The sequence below is a fragment of the Lonepinella sp. MS14436 genome (genome assembly GCF_042470565.1).
In the GTDB taxonomy this organism is placed as follows: Bacteria; Pseudomonadota; Gammaproteobacteria; order Enterobacterales; family Pasteurellaceae; genus Lonepinella.
Map to the genome: position 1 here is coordinate 780,212 of NZ_CP170385.1, position 17,313 is coordinate 797,524.

At 38.0% G+C, this 17,313-nt stretch carries 18 protein-coding genes; 11 read left to right on the forward strand and 7 right to left on the reverse strand.

Going from position 1 to position 17,313, the window contains the following annotated elements; all coding sequences use genetic code 11:
- Positions 1-25 precede the first annotated feature (25 nt).
- The 3 genes from O1Q81_RS03745 to O1Q81_RS03755 all read right to left on the reverse strand — a co-directional run bounded on the left by O1Q81_RS03745 (position 26) and on the right by O1Q81_RS03755 (position 3,169).
- Positions 26-2,287, reverse strand: a complete 2,262-nt coding sequence (locus tag O1Q81_RS03745) for an NADP-dependent malic enzyme (protein WP_386698298.1) — start codon at positions 2,285-2,287, stop codon at positions 26-28.
- 187 nt (positions 2,288-2,474) lie between these two features.
- Positions 2,475-2,870, reverse strand: coding sequence for a type II TA system antitoxin MqsA family protein (locus tag O1Q81_RS03750; protein ID WP_386698300.1), 396 nt, complete (start codon positions 2,868-2,870; stop codon positions 2,475-2,477).
- A 2-nt stretch (positions 2,871-2,872) separates the two neighbouring features.
- Positions 2,873-3,169 (reverse strand): type II toxin-antitoxin system MqsR family toxin, encoded by a 297-nt coding sequence (locus O1Q81_RS03755; protein WP_386692540.1) that lies wholly within the window; start codon positions 3,167-3,169, stop codon positions 2,873-2,875.
- A 229-nt stretch (positions 3,170-3,398) separates the two neighbouring features.
- Between O1Q81_RS03755 and O1Q81_RS03760 the strand changes: the two genes are divergently transcribed.
- From O1Q81_RS03760 to O1Q81_RS03795, 8 genes are all read left to right on the forward strand, one after another.
- Positions 3,399-4,349 (forward strand): tripartite tricarboxylate transporter substrate binding protein, encoded by a 951-nt coding sequence (locus tag O1Q81_RS03760; RefSeq protein WP_386695819.1) that lies wholly within the window; start codon positions 3,399-3,401, stop codon positions 4,347-4,349.
- A 36-nt stretch (positions 4,350-4,385) separates the two neighbouring features.
- On the forward strand, positions 4,386-4,832 hold the full coding sequence (locus tag O1Q81_RS03765) for a tripartite tricarboxylate transporter TctB family protein (RefSeq protein ID WP_132301514.1): 447 nt from the start codon (positions 4,386-4,388) through the stop codon (positions 4,830-4,832).
- A 9-nt stretch (positions 4,833-4,841) separates the two neighbouring features.
- Positions 4,842-6,344: a tripartite tricarboxylate transporter permease gene (locus O1Q81_RS03770; protein WP_386698302.1), complete on the forward strand. Its 1,503-nt coding sequence runs from the start codon at positions 4,842-4,844 to the stop codon at positions 6,342-6,344.
- Positions 6,345-6,361: 17 nt separating this feature from the next.
- Positions 6,362-7,279: a dihydrodipicolinate synthase family protein gene (locus tag O1Q81_RS03775; protein WP_132301510.1), complete on the forward strand. Its 918-nt coding sequence runs from the start codon at positions 6,362-6,364 to the stop codon at positions 7,277-7,279.
- 21 nt (positions 7,280-7,300) lie between these two features.
- Positions 7,301-8,242 carry a ribokinase gene (gene rbsK / locus O1Q81_RS03780; protein ID WP_386698304.1) on the forward strand — a complete coding sequence of 314 codons (942 nt, stop codon included), beginning with the start codon at positions 7,301-7,303 and terminating at the stop codon, positions 8,240-8,242.
- A gap of 64 nt (positions 8,243-8,306) precedes the next feature.
- Positions 8,307-8,567, forward strand: a complete 261-nt coding sequence (locus tag O1Q81_RS03785) for an AbrB/MazE/SpoVT family DNA-binding domain-containing protein (protein ID WP_386698306.1) — start codon at positions 8,307-8,309, stop codon at positions 8,565-8,567.
- Positions 8,568-8,924 (forward strand): type II toxin-antitoxin system PemK/MazF family toxin, encoded by a 357-nt coding sequence (locus O1Q81_RS03790; protein WP_386698307.1) that lies wholly within the window; start codon positions 8,568-8,570, stop codon positions 8,922-8,924. It abuts the gene before it with no gap.
- A 5-nt stretch (positions 8,925-8,929) separates the two neighbouring features.
- On the forward strand, positions 8,930-9,931 hold the full coding sequence (locus O1Q81_RS03795; protein ID WP_386698308.1) for a substrate-binding domain-containing protein: 1,002 nt from the start codon (positions 8,930-8,932) through the stop codon (positions 9,929-9,931).
- An 18-nt stretch (positions 9,932-9,949) separates the two neighbouring features.
- On the opposite strand, the gene O1Q81_RS03800 is transcribed toward O1Q81_RS03795, so the two are convergent.
- The 4 genes from O1Q81_RS03800 to O1Q81_RS03815 form a co-directional block, all read right to left on the reverse strand.
- A complete protein-coding gene (locus tag O1Q81_RS03800) occupies positions 9,950-12,571 on the reverse strand; it encodes a DEAD/DEAH box helicase family protein (RefSeq protein WP_386698310.1) in 2,622 nt (873 codons plus the stop codon).
- Positions 12,572-12,580: 9 nt separating this feature from the next.
- Positions 12,581-14,257: a site-specific DNA-methyltransferase gene (locus O1Q81_RS03805; protein ID WP_386698312.1), complete on the reverse strand. Its 1,677-nt coding sequence runs from the start codon at positions 14,255-14,257 to the stop codon at positions 12,581-12,583.
- A 195-nt stretch (positions 14,258-14,452) separates the two neighbouring features.
- Positions 14,453-14,728 carry a type II toxin-antitoxin system YafQ family toxin gene (locus O1Q81_RS03810; RefSeq protein ID WP_386698313.1) on the reverse strand — a complete coding sequence of 92 codons (276 nt, stop codon included), beginning with the start codon at positions 14,726-14,728 and terminating at the stop codon, positions 14,453-14,455.
- 1 nt (position 14,729) lies between these two features.
- A complete protein-coding gene (locus tag O1Q81_RS03815) occupies positions 14,730-14,984 on the reverse strand; it encodes a type II toxin-antitoxin system RelB/DinJ family antitoxin (protein ID WP_386689600.1) in 255 nt (84 codons plus the stop codon).
- Positions 14,985-15,146: 162 nt separating this feature from the next.
- Between O1Q81_RS03815 and rsuA the strand changes: the two genes are divergently transcribed.
- The 3 genes from rsuA to O1Q81_RS03830 are packed head-to-tail and all read left to right on the forward strand — an operon-like array spanning position 15,147 to position 17,270.
- Positions 15,147-15,848, forward strand: coding sequence for a 16S rRNA pseudouridine(516) synthase RsuA (gene rsuA, locus O1Q81_RS03820; RefSeq protein WP_386698315.1), 702 nt, complete (start codon positions 15,147-15,149; stop codon positions 15,846-15,848).
- The gene (locus tag O1Q81_RS03825) at positions 15,841-17,040 is read left to right on the forward strand and encodes a Bcr/CflA family multidrug efflux MFS transporter (protein ID WP_386689605.1); all 1,200 of its coding nucleotides are present in this window, start codon (positions 15,841-15,843) and stop codon (positions 17,038-17,040) included. Before rsuA ends, O1Q81_RS03825 begins: the two co-directional genes overlap by 8 nt.
- Positions 17,040-17,270, forward strand: a complete 231-nt coding sequence (locus O1Q81_RS03830) for a zinc ribbon domain-containing protein (protein ID WP_386698317.1) — start codon at positions 17,040-17,042, stop codon at positions 17,268-17,270. The genes O1Q81_RS03825 and O1Q81_RS03830 overlap by 1 nt, the downstream gene beginning before the upstream one ends.
- The last annotated feature ends 43 nt before the right edge of the window (positions 17,271-17,313 follow it).

Sequence of the window (17,313 nt, forward strand, 5' to 3'; positions counted from 1 at the left end):
CAGGGCATTTTTGAATATTTATCGACTATTGTGCTTTCACCGCAGCCACCGCCACCATATTAATAATACGGCGAACAGAGGATTTTGAGGTTAAAATATGAGCTGGTTTTTTGATACCCATTAAAATTGGACCAATAGTAATCGGGGTATGTGTACCTTGTAACAAGTTTAAGCTAATACGAGCTGATTCCATATTTGGCATAATCAATAAATTAGCTGCACCTTTTAATGGGCTATCTGGCATCATTTCATTACGTAAACTTTCAGTCAATGCCACATCACAGTGCATTTCGCCATCAATGATTAAATCAGGGGCTTGAGCTTTCACTAATTGTAAAACCTGACGCATTTTCACCGCACTTGGGTGATCAGATGTGCCATAGTTAGAATGAGAAATCAACGCAACCTGAGGTTCAATACCAAAACGGCGTACTTCTTCGGCAGCCATTAAAGTGATTTCTGCTAATTCTTCTGCACTTGGATCGGTGTTGACAAAAGTATCAGCTAAGAATAAGTTACGGTCAGAAAGAACGAGTCCATTCACTGTGGCTGGGACTTTCACTTCTTCTTTTACGCCTACGATTTCTTTTAATAAACCAAGGCTGGCTGAATAAGTTCCTACTAAACCGCACAACATGGCATCAGCATAACCTAATTCCAGTAAAGCGGAACCGATAGCTGCTGAATTATTAATCATTCTACGTTGTGCCATCGCTTTGGTCACGCCATTACGTTTCATTTTATTATGGTATAGTGTCCAACATTTCTCAAAAATTTCTGGGTTATCGGTGCTTAATACATCAAAATCTTTACCAGCTTCAATTTTTAAGCCTAGTTTTCTGATTTTTTGTTCAATAACCTCATTACGACCCACTAATACTGGGTAAGCAATACCAAGACCAGAAATTTCTTGTACTGCGTGTAAAATTTTGATTTCTTCACCATCCGCTAATAAGACCCGTTTTTTGTCTTTTTTCGCTTGGTCAAACACTGGTTTCATAAACAAATTGGTTTTGTAAACAAATTGCGTTAATGTTTCTAAATAAGCGTCCCAATCAGTAATTGGACGAGTTGCCACACCGCTATCCATTGCCGCTTTCGCTACCGCTGGAGCAATACGCACGATTAAGCGTGGATCGAATGGTTTTGGAATAATATAATCAGGACCGAAAGACACTTCGTTGCCACCATAAGCCGAAGTAACGACTTCATTTTGTTCTGCAAGAGCAAGATCTGCAATAGCATGCACTGCCGCCATTTTCATTTCTTCATTAATGGTGGTCGCACTTACATCTAACGCACCACGGAAAATGAATGGGAAACAAAGCACATTGTTGACTTGGTTAGGGTAGTCAGAACGACCAGTACATACAATCGCATCGGCACGAGCTGCTTTGGCTTCAGGTGGAGTGATTTCAGGATCAGGATTTGCTAACGCCAAAATCAATGGACTGGCTGCCATGGATTTTACCATTTCAGCAGTCAATAAGCCTTTGGCGGAACAGCCTAAGAAAATGTCCGCATTTTCAATCACATCGCCTAATGAACGTGTGCCGTTATCATCAATGGCATAGAGTTTTTTGGTGTCGTCCATACGGTCATCACGGTTTTTGTAGATTACCCCTTTAGAGTCGCAAACCACGATATTTTCCCGTTTCATGCCAAGCGAAACCAATAAATTCAAACACGCAATCGAGGCGGCACCTGCACCTGATGCGACTAAACGCACGTCTTCAATTTTTTTACCCACAATACGTAAACCGTTTAACACAGCCGCCGAGCTGATAATCGCTGTACCGTGTTGGTCATCATGGAAGACAGGAATGTGCATACGTTCACGTAATTTTTGCTCTATATAGAAACATTCAGGGGCTTTAATATCTTCAAGGTTAATCCCCCCAAAAGTTGGCTCAAGGGAGGCAATGATTTCCACTAATTTATCGGGATCTTTTTCATCAATCTCAATATCAAACACATCTACACCAGCGAATTTTTTAAATAACACGCCTTTCCCTTCCATTACAGGCTTACCTGCTAATGCCCCGATATTACCTAACCCAAGTACCGCGGACCCGTTAGAAATCACCGCAACTAAATTGCCTTTAGACGTATAACGATAGGCTTTGGCGGGATCCGCTTGAATATCTAAACATGGTTCCGCAACACCTGGTGAATAGGCAAGCGCTAAATCTCGTTGAGTGGCTAGTGATTTGGTTGGAGTAACTTCAATTTTTCCAGGTTTTGGAAATTCGTGAAAATCTAAAGCAGCTTGACGTAAATCTGACATAGTTTTGATCCTTTTTATTGTGATTAATGAAACAAACAATTTTATCATTATAAAACAAAATCAAATAAAAAAATGTGATATAAGGCAAATTTTTGCAATAAATTGTTAGGGGGGAAATGAGGTAATAGAAAAGTTTGGGGAGAATTTGTTATTTGGGCTAGGGGAATACCCCTAACCTAAATAGAAGTTAAGCCATTTCTGTCAATAAATCTGGATGTTTATCCAAAATTTTTAATAATTTAATTAATGCTACTGGTGGTGTGGCTTTTCCTGTTTCATAACGAGAAAATGCAGTTACACCACCACCAAAAATAGCACCAGCTTGTCGTTGATCTAATTTTAATTTTTTACGAACACGTTGAATATAAAGCGGATCGGCTAATGTCGCATTAACCTGTTTATTAAATTCAATCATCGTTTCTGAAACACGTTGAGCATCAATAGGGTCAACTAATACTGAATCGCAATGACCACAATATTTACCTGAAACCCTAGGAATAACGGTTTTTTGTCCTTTGTAAGTATAAGACATATCACGTACATCTTGAATATACTCACCTGTGTTACATTCTATACATTTCATCCTTATAGCTCCTTAAATGAAACAATTAATACTTCATCAATTACAGTTAACTTGAGATAAATATTGCCATATTCCGTATTGGGGCGATAAACATCTTGCCAAATAGTATGATTAGCATAGGTTGTCATACTTTTATAAAAATCGGCAGGCGTTAACGCATTCACAATCTCGATCATTGTATTATGGTCAATTCCCATTTGAGCCGCACCAACCAAAGCAGACTGGGTTTGTGTGTATTTACTTTGAGCAATAAGCTCTTTGACTTTTTCAAGTTTACAATGTGGCGTTCGTTTTTCCATTTGGTTTAGAAGTAATTTATCTATTTGCTATATTTTAATCTATTAGATAAATTTTACAAGGGAAATATTCAACGCTTTTATTGTAAAAAAGAAAATTTGTGATCCAGCTCACAAATTCAACAAAAAGTGCTTTTTTTAGTTGATGTTTTCTTGTATTGTCTTTTTAAATTGAATCGAAACGTTTCGATTTAATTTGTGTCACATAATCTCTCATATTGGAGCGTACAAAATGAGTAAAAATCTAATCAAAATAGTCTTAGCCACTTCCGTTCTGTTTTCTGCAAGTGCTTTCGCTAATTATCCTGAAAAACCAATCACAATCATTGTTCCTTGGGCAGCTGGTGGTAATACAGATACTATTGCTCGTCTTGTTGCAAAAGGATTGCAGGAAGAATTAAAAACTAATGTTAATGTTATTAATCGTACTGGTGGTAGTGGCGTTGTCGGACATAATGCCATTAAAACAGCAAAACCTGATGGCTATACTTTAGGGGTTGTGACAGTTGAGATTGCATTAATGCATCATCAAAAAATGACAGATTTAAACTATAAAAACTATACACCAATTGTTCGTTTGGGCGTTGTGCCTGGTGGTGTGCAAGTAGGTAAAGATTCTCCATATAAAGATATTAATGAACTCTTGACAGCGATTAAAGAAAACCCAGGTAAATTAAAAGCATCGGGTAGTGGGTTAAATTCCATTTGGCATTTAAATTTATTGGGCATATTAAGAAGTGCTAATTTACCAACGGATGCAGTGAAATTTGTACCATCACAAGGGGCGAGTGCTGCGTTACAAGAACTTGTTTCTGGTGGTATTGATTTTGTTACTTCATCACCAGGTGAAGCTCAAAGTATGACCGATGCTGGAATGGTAAGACATTTAGCGATTACGACACCGACTAAAAGTGAACTTTATTCAGATATTCCTGTATATCAAGAGGCAACATCATATAAATGGAGTTTAAATGGATGGAATGTATTAACAGCACCACAAGGATTACCTGATGATGTAAAACAAGCCTTAACTAAAGCTATGGAAAAAGTTTATGCTTCAGGGGAATTGCAAAAATTTGCTAATAAACAAGGCTTTGAAGCGAGTGCGTTATATGGTGCTGAATTAGAGCAATTTATGGCAGATGAAGATAAAAAATTCGGTGAATTATTGTCTGCTGAATAATGTGGAGAATAGCCCCTTTAGGGGCTATTGAAATATATGATTAGATTACTTACCCCTGTTATATTGCTTATTTTTGGATTAATCATATCAGGATATAGTTATTATACTTATGGTGATTTTTCTGATTATGGAGCAGCATTTTATCCAACAATTATTGGGTTTTTAGTTTCTTTCTTTGGTCTGATTGATTTTATTATGGAAGTAAAACTACGAGATAAATATATTTTTCAGAGTTTTGATTGGTTACAAGATGGTAAAGTGATTCTTGCTATTTCTGTTATTGTATTGTTTTACTTATTTTCTTCAGAATATGTAGGTTTTATTCTAAGTGTGGCAATAATTTTGAATGTATTAACACAACCATTTTTAGAAAAGAATAGGCTATTTATTGGCAGTTTACTCTTTCTTTTGTCAATCGGTATCTATTTCTTATTTGCAAAAGTGTTGTTAGTGGGACTTCCTAGCGGAATGTTATTTGAATAGTAGGTAGCTATGGATATTTTAATAAATGCTTTTTCTTACATTGATCTCAATGCTATTTTAGCTATTTTAGGTGCTGGTCTATTTGGGTTGTTTGTTGGAGCAATCCCTGGTTTGACGGCTACAATGGCAGTTGCTTTAATGGTGCCTTTCACTTTCTTTATGGATCCTATTCCAGCTTTAGCCTTAATGATTTCTGTTGGAGCATCATCAATCTATGCTGGTGATATTCCAGGGGCATTGTTAAGAATACCAGGTACACCAGCTTCTGCCGCTTATGTGGATGATAGTTATCGTTTAGTTAAACAAGGAAAAGTGAATTTTGTTTTAGGACTTGGTCTATTAAGTTCGGTAATTGGTGGTGTGATTGGTTCAATAATTTTGGCTGTGAGTGCCCCTTATTTAGCAAAATTCGCTTTGAAATTTAGTTCCTTTGAATACACTTGGTTGTCATTATTAGGATTAAGTTGTGCAACGTTGATTGCTGGCAAATTTGTCACTAAAAGTTTGTTGACGTTGTTATTTGGTATATTGATCTCAACCATTGGTTTTGATGAATTTACAGGGCAGGCACGTTTTACTTTTGGTCTAGTGTTATTATATGAGGGAGTGAGTTTTATTCCTGCAATGATAGGCTTATTTGCTATTTCAGGAGCCATTGAATATTATGCGAATAGATATAAATTAACATCTAATGTAGATATTTCTGAGTTAGAAAATAATAAAAGCTCATTAAATCTATTTAAGGGACTTGCCAAACCCTTAAGTCAGAGAAAATGGAGTATTTTACGCAGTAGTATCATTGGAACGACTATTGGTGCACTACCAGGTGCGGGAGCAGATATTGCCGCATGGATTTCTTATGCTATTTCTAAAAAAACATCAAAAACACCTGAGCTATACGGAAAAGGTTCACAAGATGCGATTATTGACGCATCAAGTAGTAATAATGCGAGTCTTGCTGGTAGTTGGATACCGTCATTAGTTTTCGGTATTCCTGGCGACTCAGCAGCGGCGATTATTATCGGCGTACTTTATATGAAAGATATGCAACCAGGTCCATCATTATTTTTGTTCCAACCAGATAAATTATATGCGGTGTTTATTTTATTTTTCATTGCCAATATTGCATTAATTCCTTTGGCATTAATTGTGGTTAATTTCTTAAAGAAAATTATTCAAATCAATAAAGATATTCTTTATCCAATAGTAATTATATTTAGCATTGTAGGATCTTATGCAATTAATAATTCCCCTGAAGCCGTAGTCGTTATGTTGCTTATGGGCGTTATTGGATATTTCTTACAAAAAAATCATTATCCAATTTCACCGATTATTTTAGGTATGATTTTAGGACCAATGTTAGAGAGAAATTTATTATCTTCTTTAACAAAATCAGATGGTAGTTTGCTTGCTTTTGTAGAAAGACCCGTTTCAGCCGTTTTAGCTTGCTGTTTCTTATTAGTGGTGATTTTACAAATTAAAGGCATTGTGAAAAATTTTAGTGAAAAATAATTAATTTGGAGAAAATTATGGAAATTCAAGGCATTATCCCTGTTATGCTTACCCCATTTACTACAAACAATGAAGTAGATTATGATGGCTTAAGAAAACTGACAGATTGGTATATTGATAATGGAGCAGATACATTATTTGCCACTTGTCAATCCAGTGAAATCCTTTATCTTTCACTGGAAGAAAAAATCAAAATAACGCAAACTGTTATCGATCAAACTAAAGGTCGTATTCCTGTGGTCACTTCAGGGCATACTGGTGCAACGTTTGATGAACAAGTGGCAGAATTGCAGGCAATGTATGATACAGGTGCGGATGCGGTGATATTAATTACTAATCGTTTAGATCCAAATAATGAAGGAACTGCGATTTTAAAAGCAAATTTTGAAAAATTATTATCTGCGTTACCAAAAGATATAACTTTAGGATTATACGAATGTCCTGTACCTTATCGCCGTTTATTAACCGATGAAGAAATTACATATTTTGCTGGTTTTAATAATATAGTGGTGCTAAAAGATGTTTCTTGTGATTTAGCCACTGTTAAACGCCGACTTGAATTAACCAAAAACAGTAAATTAAAAATTGTGAATGCGAATGCGGCGATTGCATTTGATGCAATGAAAGCAGGTTCTCAAGGATTTTCAGGGGTATTTAATAATATTCACCCTGATTTATATGCTTATTTGTATAAAAATAAAGAAAGCCAAGATCCTATCATTCAGGAATTAGCCCATTTCCTTGCGATTTGTGGGGCAGCCGAAAGTTTTGGTTATCCAAATTTTGCTAAATTAATGCACGTTAAAATTGGCACATTCAAACATTATGGCTCTCGAGTGATTCCAGCAGATATTAAAGAAAAATATTGGGCGGTGGAAGAATTGCTTGATCATATTATGCAAGGATCTGATCTATATCGTAGAAAAATTAAATAATATTATCATTTAAGGTTATTTATGAAAAAAACACTCACCATTCTCGGCAGCATCAACGCCGATCACGTCATTTCCGTTCCCCATTTCGCCAAACCAGGTGAAACACTCACAGGACACCATTACCACATTGCCTACGGTGGCAAAGGGGCGAATCAAGCGGTGGCAGCGGCAAGGTTAAGTGATGAAAATACCCAAGTGAATTTTATCGGCTGTATTGGTGATGACGACATTGGTCGAACAATGAAAAATGCCTTTGAACAAGATGGCATCCACACCCAATTTATTCATCAAATCGCCCACCAAACCACAGGCATTGCGATGATTCAAGTGGCAGCGAGTGGCGAAAATAGTATTGTGATTTCTGCTGGAGCGAACGGTTGTTTAGATGAAAATATTGTCGAGCAAAGCCGCAGCCAAATTGAGCAAGCCGATCTTCTATTAATGCAACTGGAAACACCGTTGCCAGCCGTGATCAAAGCTGCTCAAATCGCTAAAAATAACGGCGTAAAAGTGGTGCTAAACCCTGCTCCAGCACAAAAATTGCCTGATAAATTATTGGCAAATCTTGCAATGATTACGCCGAACGAAACTGAAGCAGAAATTTTAACAGGGGTGAAAGTCACCGACCTTGAAAGTGCGGTGAAATCTGCCAAAATTTTTCATCAAAAAGGCATTGAAACCGTATTGATTACACTGGGGTCAAAAGGCGTATTTGTAAGCCGCTATGTAAACCATCAGGGACAACAAGAAATCGTAGCAGGTTTTCGAGTGAAAGCCGTTGACACCACCGCCGCAGGGGATACCTTTAATGGGGCATTTTTAGTCGCATTATTGGACGGCAAACCGTTACAAGATGCCATTCGTTTTGCTCACGCAGCAGCGGCGATTAGTGTTACCAGAGAAGGGGCGCAGCCGTCTATTCCAACCAGAGCAGAAACGTTGGATTTTTTAAAATCGATTTAGGGCTTGTTTATCTTTCCTTTATCGTTGTAAAATATCATTTAATGATACATAAGAGGATATGAAGATGAGATTACAAGTGAAAAGCTGGGGAAATAGTAAAGCCATTCGACTGCCTAAAGATTTTACCCAGACGATGAATTTAGAAACAGGGGATTTTCTTGAATTAGCGAAAATTGATGATCAAACGATAAAATTAGTTGTGGTGCCAAATAAAGCTAAGCAAAAAAGATTAACCCTAGCTGAACGCATTGCGATGACCGCTTTTGACACTTTACCTGTTTGTGCAGAATGGGATTCAATGGAGTCCATCGGGGGAGAGATTTAAATGCCAAGAGCGAGTTTATTTAAGCGAGGGGATATTATTATGATTTGTTTAAATCCCGTGATCGGTAAAGAAATACAAGGAGAATATCGCCCAGCGTTGGTGTTGAGTAGCAGTGATTTTCATCAATTAGGCTTTATGATGATTGCACCGATTACACAAGGAAACGCTGAACTTGCTCGTGAAAATGGATTTGCGGTTACCCTAAGTGGAACAGGTTGCAAAACGCAAGGGATTGTGGTGGCTTATCAAGCTAGGGTGATTGATTTTAGAAACAGGGGAGCAAAGAAAGTTGAAACAGTGCCAGATTATGTCTTATCTGAAGTGCAAGATATTGTTGAAGCTATTCTAAAAGATTAAATATTATGGCAACAATGAAGGACATCGCACGGATCGCACAGGTTTCCACATCTACTGTGTCATTAGTCATTAACAACGCCCCTAATGTCAGCGAAGAAATGCGTGTCAAGGTGATGGCAGTGGTGAACCAACTGAATTATACGCCATCAGCCCTTGCTCGTAGCCTAAAAGTTAAAGAAACTCGCACCATTGGCATGTTAGTCACTACCAGCGACAACCCATTCTTTGCGGAAGTGGTGGCGAATGTGGAGCGTTATTGTAACCGATTGAATTATAACCTTATTTTGTGCAATACCGATGATGATCAACAACGCCTAGAAAAAAATATCCAAACACTGATTCAAAAGCAAGTGGACGGTCTGTTGTTAATGTGTACCGAAAGCCACTTTCAGACACAACAAGTCAAACCCTTAAATTTAACCTTGCCTTGTGTGATTATGGACTGGTGGCCAACTGAAGTTTGTGCCGATAAAATCGTTGAAAATTCTGAACTTGGTGGCTATCTTGCCACAAAAACCTTAATTGAACATCATCATCAAAAAATTGGCATTATCACAGGAAGCCTAAAAAAACCGTTGGCACAAAACCGTTTAAAAGGCTTTAAACAGGCGTTAAGCGAGCATAATTTGCCGATTTACGAGCAGTGGATTATTGAAAGCCATTTTAATTTTAATGGTGGGATTTGGGGAATGGAGCAGTTACTCAGCCAAAACGAACGCCCTACGGCGGTGTTTTGTTGTAGTGATACCATTGCCCTTGGTGCTTATCAAGCCTTATGGCGAGCTGGGTTATCTGTGCCACAGGATATGTCTATTATTGGTTATGATAATATCGCCCTTGCTCAATATCTTAGCCCACCGCTCACCACCATTCATCAGCCAAAAAATCGCTTGGCAGAAATGGCGGTGGATACGCTTTTGCAACGGATAAAAAATGCGGATAAAAATTACCGCACTTTAATGTTGGAGCCGAATGTCGTTTTGCGAGAATCCGTAGCAATTCCATAGCAAAAGTGCGGTGATTTTTTAAGAAATGTTGTAGCTTGCGGCTAATTCTTCCACGCTATCAACAGCTTTATATTCCAAATCAGGATAATCCACTTTCAACGCCGCAAAATTATGTTCTGCATAGGTGATTTTGAGATCTTCGGTTGAACGCAATTTGCTGCGATCTACTCCCGCCTGAATCCCTTTGCCTGTATTTTTCGTTTCTGCCACAAAATAAATTTTATTCTGTCCTTTAAACACCACCGCCCAGTCGGGATTATAATTGCCTAACGGTGTTGGAATTTTAAAACGTTCGGGCAATTTAAAATAAAACTGCACATCATCGCTGCTTTCGCAATGTTGGGCAAAGCGGTATTCGGTTTGTGAATCCAAGGCAATATAATCATCATAAATTGTCTTAGCGGTATCGCTCACTTTAAAGCTATATTGATTCAGATAAAATTCAAAATCCTTAAACAGCGTCATTTCATAGGTTTTGCCGTTAATACGATGATATTCCACGCCGTCTGCCATAATTTGTTGTAATGCTTGGTTAATTTTTTCAGCGGTTAAATCAATAAACCGTTGTGGATTATGTTGCACTTCCTGCAATCGGTCGGATTGTTGTAAAATTTGGCAAAGGGTTAAGCGTGTTAAGCCAGTTTTCTTTTGCAATTCCGCCAGCAAATCAGGAATTGCCCATTTGGTTTCAATTTTTATGGGTGAACTATTTCCTTTAAGTTCTCCTGTAATGCCTTGTTGTTCGAACTTTAAGCGATTTCTTTGGTTTTTAATTTGGGTTGCACGCACCGTTTCCATTTTTTGAATATTTTCCACCGCACTTTTAATCAACTCTGCTTGTGTGAAATTAACACGATAGGTGGTTTGCTGTTTAATCCGCTCCCAAATGGCTTGAAATTCAGGGTGTTGGCTGAAGTCTTTGTGATAGCGAACGGCTTTTTTATCTTCTCGTTTTTTGATTTGGCTTTTATCAAACTGCACGCCGCAATCTTGCTCAATTTCCTGTTGTAATTTTGACGCAAAACTGTCATAGCTTTCATTAGCAATCACGGTCAAAATAGCTTGATTGCGTTCATAATGTCGCACGCCCTGTTGGTTCACAGGCAAACGTAAGCCACGCCCGATTTCCTGCCGTTTTTTCATTTCCGATGCGGTGTCGTTTAGGGTGCAAATTTGAAACACATTCGGATTGTCCCAGCCTTCACGCAACGCCGAATGGGAGAATATAAAACGCAACGGATTATCTAGCGATAACAGCGTTTCCTTGTCTCGCATAATCAAGGCATAAGTGTCGTAATCCGCCTGCGTTGTGCCGTTAGTATCTTTCGCTACGCCTTTTTTATCCTGCGAAAAATAACCGTTATGCACGCCTTGAGCGGATTCTTTCGCCAATTCTTGATAAATTTGCTCAAACCATTGATAAAATTTGCCGTTATTACGGTAATTTTCCACTTTATCGATAAAAAACAGCGACAACACTTTAATGCCAAGCGGTTTTAATTTTTGCTCTTTTTTCAAATGCTCATCAATAGTACGGCGGATTTGCATTTTTTGAATATCGTCTTTTAATGCAGAATGATCTGTTCCCACAAAAATTTGCTGACCATTGGCAAATTCTACCATTTGGCTATCCAAATCCATTCCGCTTAACATAAAGCCAGCACGATACATTTCATTTTGTTGCGATAATTCGTATAAATCTTGATTCGGTTTAACGGTGACGACTTTTTTCTTCATCGCTTTTTTATCGTTAAACAGCAATTCAATTTTCGCCGACCAACTTTGTTTGGCAACCTTAATTTCGGTTAAATTTAAATAAGCACCGTTGACATCATTTTCTGCCAGCACGCTATCCACTTCAATTTGTTTGACTAAACCTAATTGATAGGCTTGCACAGGATTTAGGCTGAAAATTGGGTTATAAGCATTTTTATGCGTAGCAGAATAACGCAAAGTAAACAACGGATTCAGGCTTTCAATAGCATTACGGCGAATGTCTGTTTCCATATTTTGCGGTTCGTCAATAATCACAATCGGGTTGGCTTGTTGAATATAGCTAATCGGGGTAACGCCTGTTTCATTCAGGGTATTAATCACGTTGCTGTCTTTGGCAAACGCATCAATATTGATCACTAAGATTTCAATATGATTGCTGGAGGCAAAGGTTTTTAAGCGTGAAAGCTGATTGCTTTTATATTCAAATTTCGGATTTACCGCAGGTTTATCAAACAGATTGGCAAAATGGGATTGCGTCATTTTCAAGGTATGCAACACCCCTTCACGAATAGCCACACTTGGCACCACAATCACAAATTTTTGCCAACCATATTGACGATTTAATTCAAAAATGGTGCGTAAATAAACATAGGTTTTGCCTGTGCCTGTTTCCATTTCCACGGTGAAATGTTTGCCTTGTTCGCTTAATAAAGTGCGGTCAATTTTTTGTGAATTTTGCTGTGTTTGCAGATTTTGTTGCAACTGTTCATCATCAATTTTCAGATCCAGATTGGAGACAAAACGCACATCATTTTGCCCTTGCAATAAAAATTCGGTCTGCTGATTAGGCTGTCCGATAAATAAATTGACCGCCACTTGCACGGCTTGCAATTGATAATTTAGGTTTTCAAATTGAATTTCCATTATCGACCCCTAAATCACCAAAAATTGAATATGGTGATCGGCAAATTGCAATTCGGTATTTTTCTTTAAGGCATCATTGCCATTAAACAGGCGATCTAACATCACCACTTTCAGCGGTTGTTGCTCAATAATCTGATTAAACAAGGCTTCGTTGGCTTCGCTTAATAAAATGGCATAGCGTTTGCTGTTTTCATCTTCCAGCCAAAAAATGGTATTTTCTAACCGCACTTTCACGCTTAATTTCAAGCCTAAGCGTAATAAAATTTCATATAACATCGCTTGCGGTTCGGCAAAATCCGCTACAGGATCAATAAAAAATTCCAGCTGTTTCGCCAAATCTTCCACATTCGGCGATTGCCATTGTTTAAAATAGCTGTCGCTGAGTTTAAACACTTTAAAGCCCGTATCCAATGGATTGGGGTTATTTTCCGCAATGTGTTTGCCTGCACGGCGGATACGTTCTTTGCTGATTTCGGCGATAGTTTTAAATCCTGCTTTAAAGGCTTCCGATTTTTCATCGGTTAATTCAGGCATTTGCACGCAAATAAAACGGCGATTACTGTTATCTTCGGCGTTTAATTGCATTACGGCGTGGGCGGTGGTGGCAGAGCCTGCGAAGAAGTCTAGGATAATGTCATTTTCCTGTTTAGTTGTTTGTTTAAGCAATTCTTCAATTAATTTAACAGGTTTGGGAAAAGGGAAAAATTTATTGTCAAATAATTCATTAATATCTTTTGTGCCATTTGTGGTATAAATGTTTTCACCAATAATTGAATTAATGTTTGGTAATTCAGAATTTAATTCATTTAAAAATACTTTTCTTCTAGGTCTTCCACTAGGCTCTTTAGGAAATAAAATTCGGTTTTCTTCAATGAGTTTTGACATTGTATTCTTATCATATCTCCAGCCTAATTTAGGTTTACCGTAGTTAATTCCTGTGTTGGGATTGATGAGATCATAATGACAATTGGGTCTTTGATCTTCACCTAATAATCCAACCATATTCGCACTAACCCATAATCCCCTAGGATCATTATCTGGATTTTTATATTGTTCAACTTTTCTTTCTGCCCCATTTAATATTCTTTGGTTATTGTATTTTGAATAGCAGAAAATGTATTCGTGATCTATAGATAAGCCAGTCAAATTTCTGTTATCTTTATTTTGTCTGCTTTTCCAAATAAATTGCCCTACAAAATTCTCTTCCCCAAACACTTCATCACACAGTAATTTCAGTTGAGCCTGTTCATTATCGTCAATAGAAATAAAAATCACGCCGTCATCTTTCAGCAGATTTTTCGCCAAATGCAAACGGGGCAACATCATATTCAGCCAGTTGCTGTGATAATGCCCGTTTTCCTTGCTGTTACGCACAAAGGCTTTTTTCAGCAAGCCATTTTCGTCTTTCTCGCCGCTTTGTTGCTGATAATCATCAAGACGGCTGGCGAAATTATCGTGATAGACAAAATCATTGCCCGTGTTGTAAGGCGGATCGATGTAGATCATCTTTACGCTGTTAAAGTAGGATTTTTGCAGGATTTTCAGCACGTCCAGATTTTCCCCTTCAATAAAAATATTGTCGGAATGGTCAAAATCCACACTTTCCTGCGGACAAGGGGTGAGCGTTTTAAAACTTGGGGATTGTAAGGTGTGATAGGCTTCCGATTTGCCTGCCCAGTTAAGCATATAACGGTCAGGTGTGGTGGAAATTTGCTCGGAAAAAAGGGCTTTGAACTTGTCAAAGTCTATTTCATTTTCGCAAAAAATTTCGGGTAAAAGTGATTTAAGTTGTTGTAATCGGGTTAGATTAAAAGCAAAATCTTGGCGATCCGATCCGATCCGATCCTTGACGATTATTGGGTTGTTGCATTTTGAAATTTCCTATTTAAAAAGCTGAGAATGTGATCCTAAACGGTATAATTTAATGAGCTTATTTTCTGTATCTCGTTGATAAATTAGTAATAAATCGGGTCTTCTGTGACATTCCAAATAACCGACATAATTGCCAATTAAAGGGTGTTCTTTATACTCAGGGGAAAGTGGCTCACCTGTGATTAATAAATTTAAAACGGTGCTAATGACCTGTTGAGCTTTTTTATCGTGCTGATAGCGTTTTGCATCTTTTTTAAATTGATTATGCACCAAAAGTTGAAACATATTACCAACCTAAATCTTGTTTTAATTGTTCAACTGACTGATATTTCTGGCAATTTATGTTATTTTCTAATTCATAAATGGCTTGTAAGGTTTGACTGTTAGGTTGTGCGAGTTCCGCAGGCAATTCGGCTTTTACCGCTAAATGTTGCATTAACATACGAATAGCACTGGAAAGATCCAAGCCCATTTTTTGCAAATTAAGCTGTGCGGCGGTTTTTAAGGATTGATCCACTCGGATGGTGATGCTACTGTCCATTTTTAGATTCCTGTAATAACAAAAATGTAATGACATTATAGTTTATTAAAGCGATAAAGAAAAGTAAAAATGCAAGGATGACAAGTCTTTTCCTTTTTTCTCATTAGCCTTTTTCAGCTTAGAATAGTACAATGACCCGATTAGAAAAATTATGGAAGCAATATGAGATTAGATAAATTTTTAGCCGAACAAACAGGTTTAACTCGTTCGCAAGCCAGCAAAGCATTAAAACAAAGTGCGGTGCAAATTAACGGAGAAATTGAGAAAAGTGGGGCGAGAAAAGTGTCTTCACAAGATGAGATTTTATTTGAGGGTGAGCGTCTTGAATGGTTAGAGGGACATCAGTATTTTATGTTGAATAAACCGCAAGGTGTGGTGTGTTCTAATGATGACGGTGAATATCCTACCATTTATCAATTTTTTGATTATCCATTGGCGGGTAAATTACATAGTGCAGGGCGGTTGGATGTGGATACCACGGGGTTGGTGCTGTTGACCGATGATGGGCAATGGTCGCATCGTATTACTTCGCCAAAACATCATTGTGAGAAAACCTATTTAGTGACATTGGCGGATCCCGTGGAAGCCAATTATCAGCAAGCCTGTGAACAAGGGATTTTATTGCGTGGTGAAAAAGAGCCGACCAAACCAGCGAAATTAGAAATTTTAGACGATTACAACGTGAATTTAACCATTAGCGAGGGGCGTTATCATCAGGTGAAACGGATGTTTGCGGCGTTAGGTAATAAAGTTGTCGGTTTACACCGTTGGCGAGTGGGCAATGTGATATTAGATGAAAGCCTTGATGAGGGCGAATATCGTGCCTTAACGGCGGAAGAAATTTCAGGAGTGATAAATGAGTAAAATATATAAACCTAGCGTGTTTTTTACCTTAACTTTGGGTATTTTATCAATGTTGCCACCTTTGGGTATTGATATGTATTTGCCAGCGTTTTTGAATATCGCCCAAGATCTAAAGGTGGATGCTGAGCAAGTGCCTTATACCTTGACTCTGTTTACCTTTGGCATGGCGATTGGTCAGTTATTTTGGGGACCAATCGGGGATAGCTATGGACGTAAGCCGAGTATTTTAGTGGGCATTATTATCGGGGCGATTTCTGCCTTTGCTTTAACTGCGGTGGATTCTATTCAACATTTCACCGCACTTCGTTTTGTACAAGGCTTTTTCGGAGCGGCTCCCGTGGTGTTAGTGGGGGCGTTATTGCGAGATCTGTTTGATAAAAATGATTTGTCGAAAATGATGTCGATGATTATGTTAATCGTCATGGTAGCACCTTTAATTGCTCCGATTTTAGGGGGCTATATTGTTACCTATTTTAACTGGCGTATGATTTTCTATATCATTGCTTTTGCTGGATTTCTAAGTGTGCTACTGGTGTTTTTTCTGGTGCCAGAAACCCATAAAAAAGAAAATCGTGTACCATTACGTTTAAATATTATCGCACGTAATTTTGCCACCATTTGGAAACAAAAAGAAGTATTGGGCTATATGATTTCATCTGGCTTTGGTTTTGGTGGTATGTTTGTGTTCTTAACCCTCGGCTCCATTGTGTATATTGATTTATACGGTGTGTCGGTGGAAAACTTTGGTTATTTCTTTATGCTAAATATTGGCGTGATGACGATCGGATCTTTTCTGAATGGACGTTTTGTACATAAATGGGGTGCAGAGAAATTATTACAAGGCGGCTTGCTGGTACAATTTATCGCAGGTATGTGGCTAATTTTAGTGGCTGTGTTTGATCTTGGTTTTTGGTCAATGGCGATTGGTGTCGCAGTTTTTGTTGGGCAAAATGCCTTGATTTCATCTAATTCCATGGCATCTATTTTAGGTAAATTTCCTAACATGGCAGGCACGGCAAACTCCATTGCAGGGACGGTGCGTTTTGGCTTAGGGGCGATAATCGGTTCCTTAGTGGCTTTATTGAAATTAGAAAGTGCTAAACCGATGTTATTTTCCATGGCAGCTTGCGTGATTGTGGCGGTATTAACCTATTATTTGTTAACCTATAAAACCTTACAAGGTCGTAAATAATGGCTTTACAACGTTGCCCCGAATGTCGGCGAAAAATCAGTGAAAGTGTGGAAAGTTGTCCCCATTGTGGCTTTTCTTTTAAAGAGGAAGATTTAGAACTTTACCGTCAAAAACTGGAACAACGTCGATTACACAATCAGCAATTAAATCGTCAAAATGTGAAAGTACAGTTTTTTTGGTTGGTGGTGTTTATTGTGGTGATTGCTGGGGCTGTGTGGTGGAATGGTTAGGCTGACTAAAAAGATTTAAACCAGAAAGTGCGGTGGGATTTTA

Excerpts from the sequence above, each read along its gene's own strand:
- O1Q81_RS03760 (WP_386695819.1), top strand. The coding sequence starts at position 3,399 with ATGAGTAAAAATCTAATCAAAATAGTCTTAGCCACTTCCGTTCTGTTT.
- O1Q81_RS03745 (WP_386698298.1), bottom strand. The coding sequence starts at position 2,287 with ATGTCAGATTTACGTCAAGCTGCTTTAGATTTTCACGAATTTCCAAAA.
- O1Q81_RS03800 (WP_386698310.1), bottom strand. The coding sequence starts at position 12,571 with ATGGAAATTCAATTTGAAAACCTAAATTATCAATTGCAAGCCGTGCAA.
- O1Q81_RS03810 (WP_386698313.1), bottom strand. The coding sequence starts at position 14,728 with ATGTTTCAACTTTTGGTGCATAATCAATTTAAAAAAGATGCAAAACGC.
- O1Q81_RS03750 (WP_386698300.1), bottom strand. The coding sequence starts at position 2,870 with ATGAAATGTATAGAATGTAACACAGGTGAGTATATTCAAGATGTACGT.
- O1Q81_RS03755 (WP_386692540.1), bottom strand. The coding sequence starts at position 3,169 with ATGGAAAAACGAACGCCACATTGTAAACTTGAAAAAGTCAAAGAGCTT.
- O1Q81_RS03815 (WP_386689600.1), bottom strand. The coding sequence starts at position 14,984 with ATGGACAGTAGCATCACCATCCGAGTGGATCAATCCTTAAAAACCGCC.
- O1Q81_RS03775 (WP_132301510.1), top strand. The coding sequence starts at position 6,362 with ATGGAAATTCAAGGCATTATCCCTGTTATGCTTACCCCATTTACTACA.
- O1Q81_RS03805 (WP_386698312.1), bottom strand. The coding sequence starts at position 14,257 with ATGCTTAACTGGGCAGGCAAATCGGAAGCCTATCACACCTTACAATCC.
- rbsK (WP_386698304.1), top strand. The coding sequence starts at position 7,301 with ATGAAAAAAACACTCACCATTCTCGGCAGCATCAACGCCGATCACGTC.
- rsuA (WP_386698315.1), top strand. The coding sequence starts at position 15,147 with ATGAGATTAGATAAATTTTTAGCCGAACAAACAGGTTTAACTCGTTCG.
- O1Q81_RS03770 (WP_386698302.1), top strand. The coding sequence starts at position 4,842 with ATGGATATTTTAATAAATGCTTTTTCTTACATTGATCTCAATGCTATT.
- O1Q81_RS03790 (WP_386698307.1), top strand. The coding sequence starts at position 8,568 with ATGCCAAGAGCGAGTTTATTTAAGCGAGGGGATATTATTATGATTTGT.
- O1Q81_RS03785 (WP_386698306.1), top strand. The coding sequence starts at position 8,307 with ATGAGATTACAAGTGAAAAGCTGGGGAAATAGTAAAGCCATTCGACTG.
- O1Q81_RS03765 (WP_132301514.1), top strand. The coding sequence starts at position 4,386 with ATGATTAGATTACTTACCCCTGTTATATTGCTTATTTTTGGATTAATC.
- O1Q81_RS03795 (WP_386698308.1), top strand. The coding sequence starts at position 8,930 with ATGGCAACAATGAAGGACATCGCACGGATCGCACAGGTTTCCACATCT.
- O1Q81_RS03830 (WP_386698317.1), top strand. The coding sequence starts at position 17,040 with ATGGCTTTACAACGTTGCCCCGAATGTCGGCGAAAAATCAGTGAAAGT.
- O1Q81_RS03825 (WP_386689605.1), top strand. The coding sequence starts at position 15,841 with ATGAGTAAAATATATAAACCTAGCGTGTTTTTTACCTTAACTTTGGGT.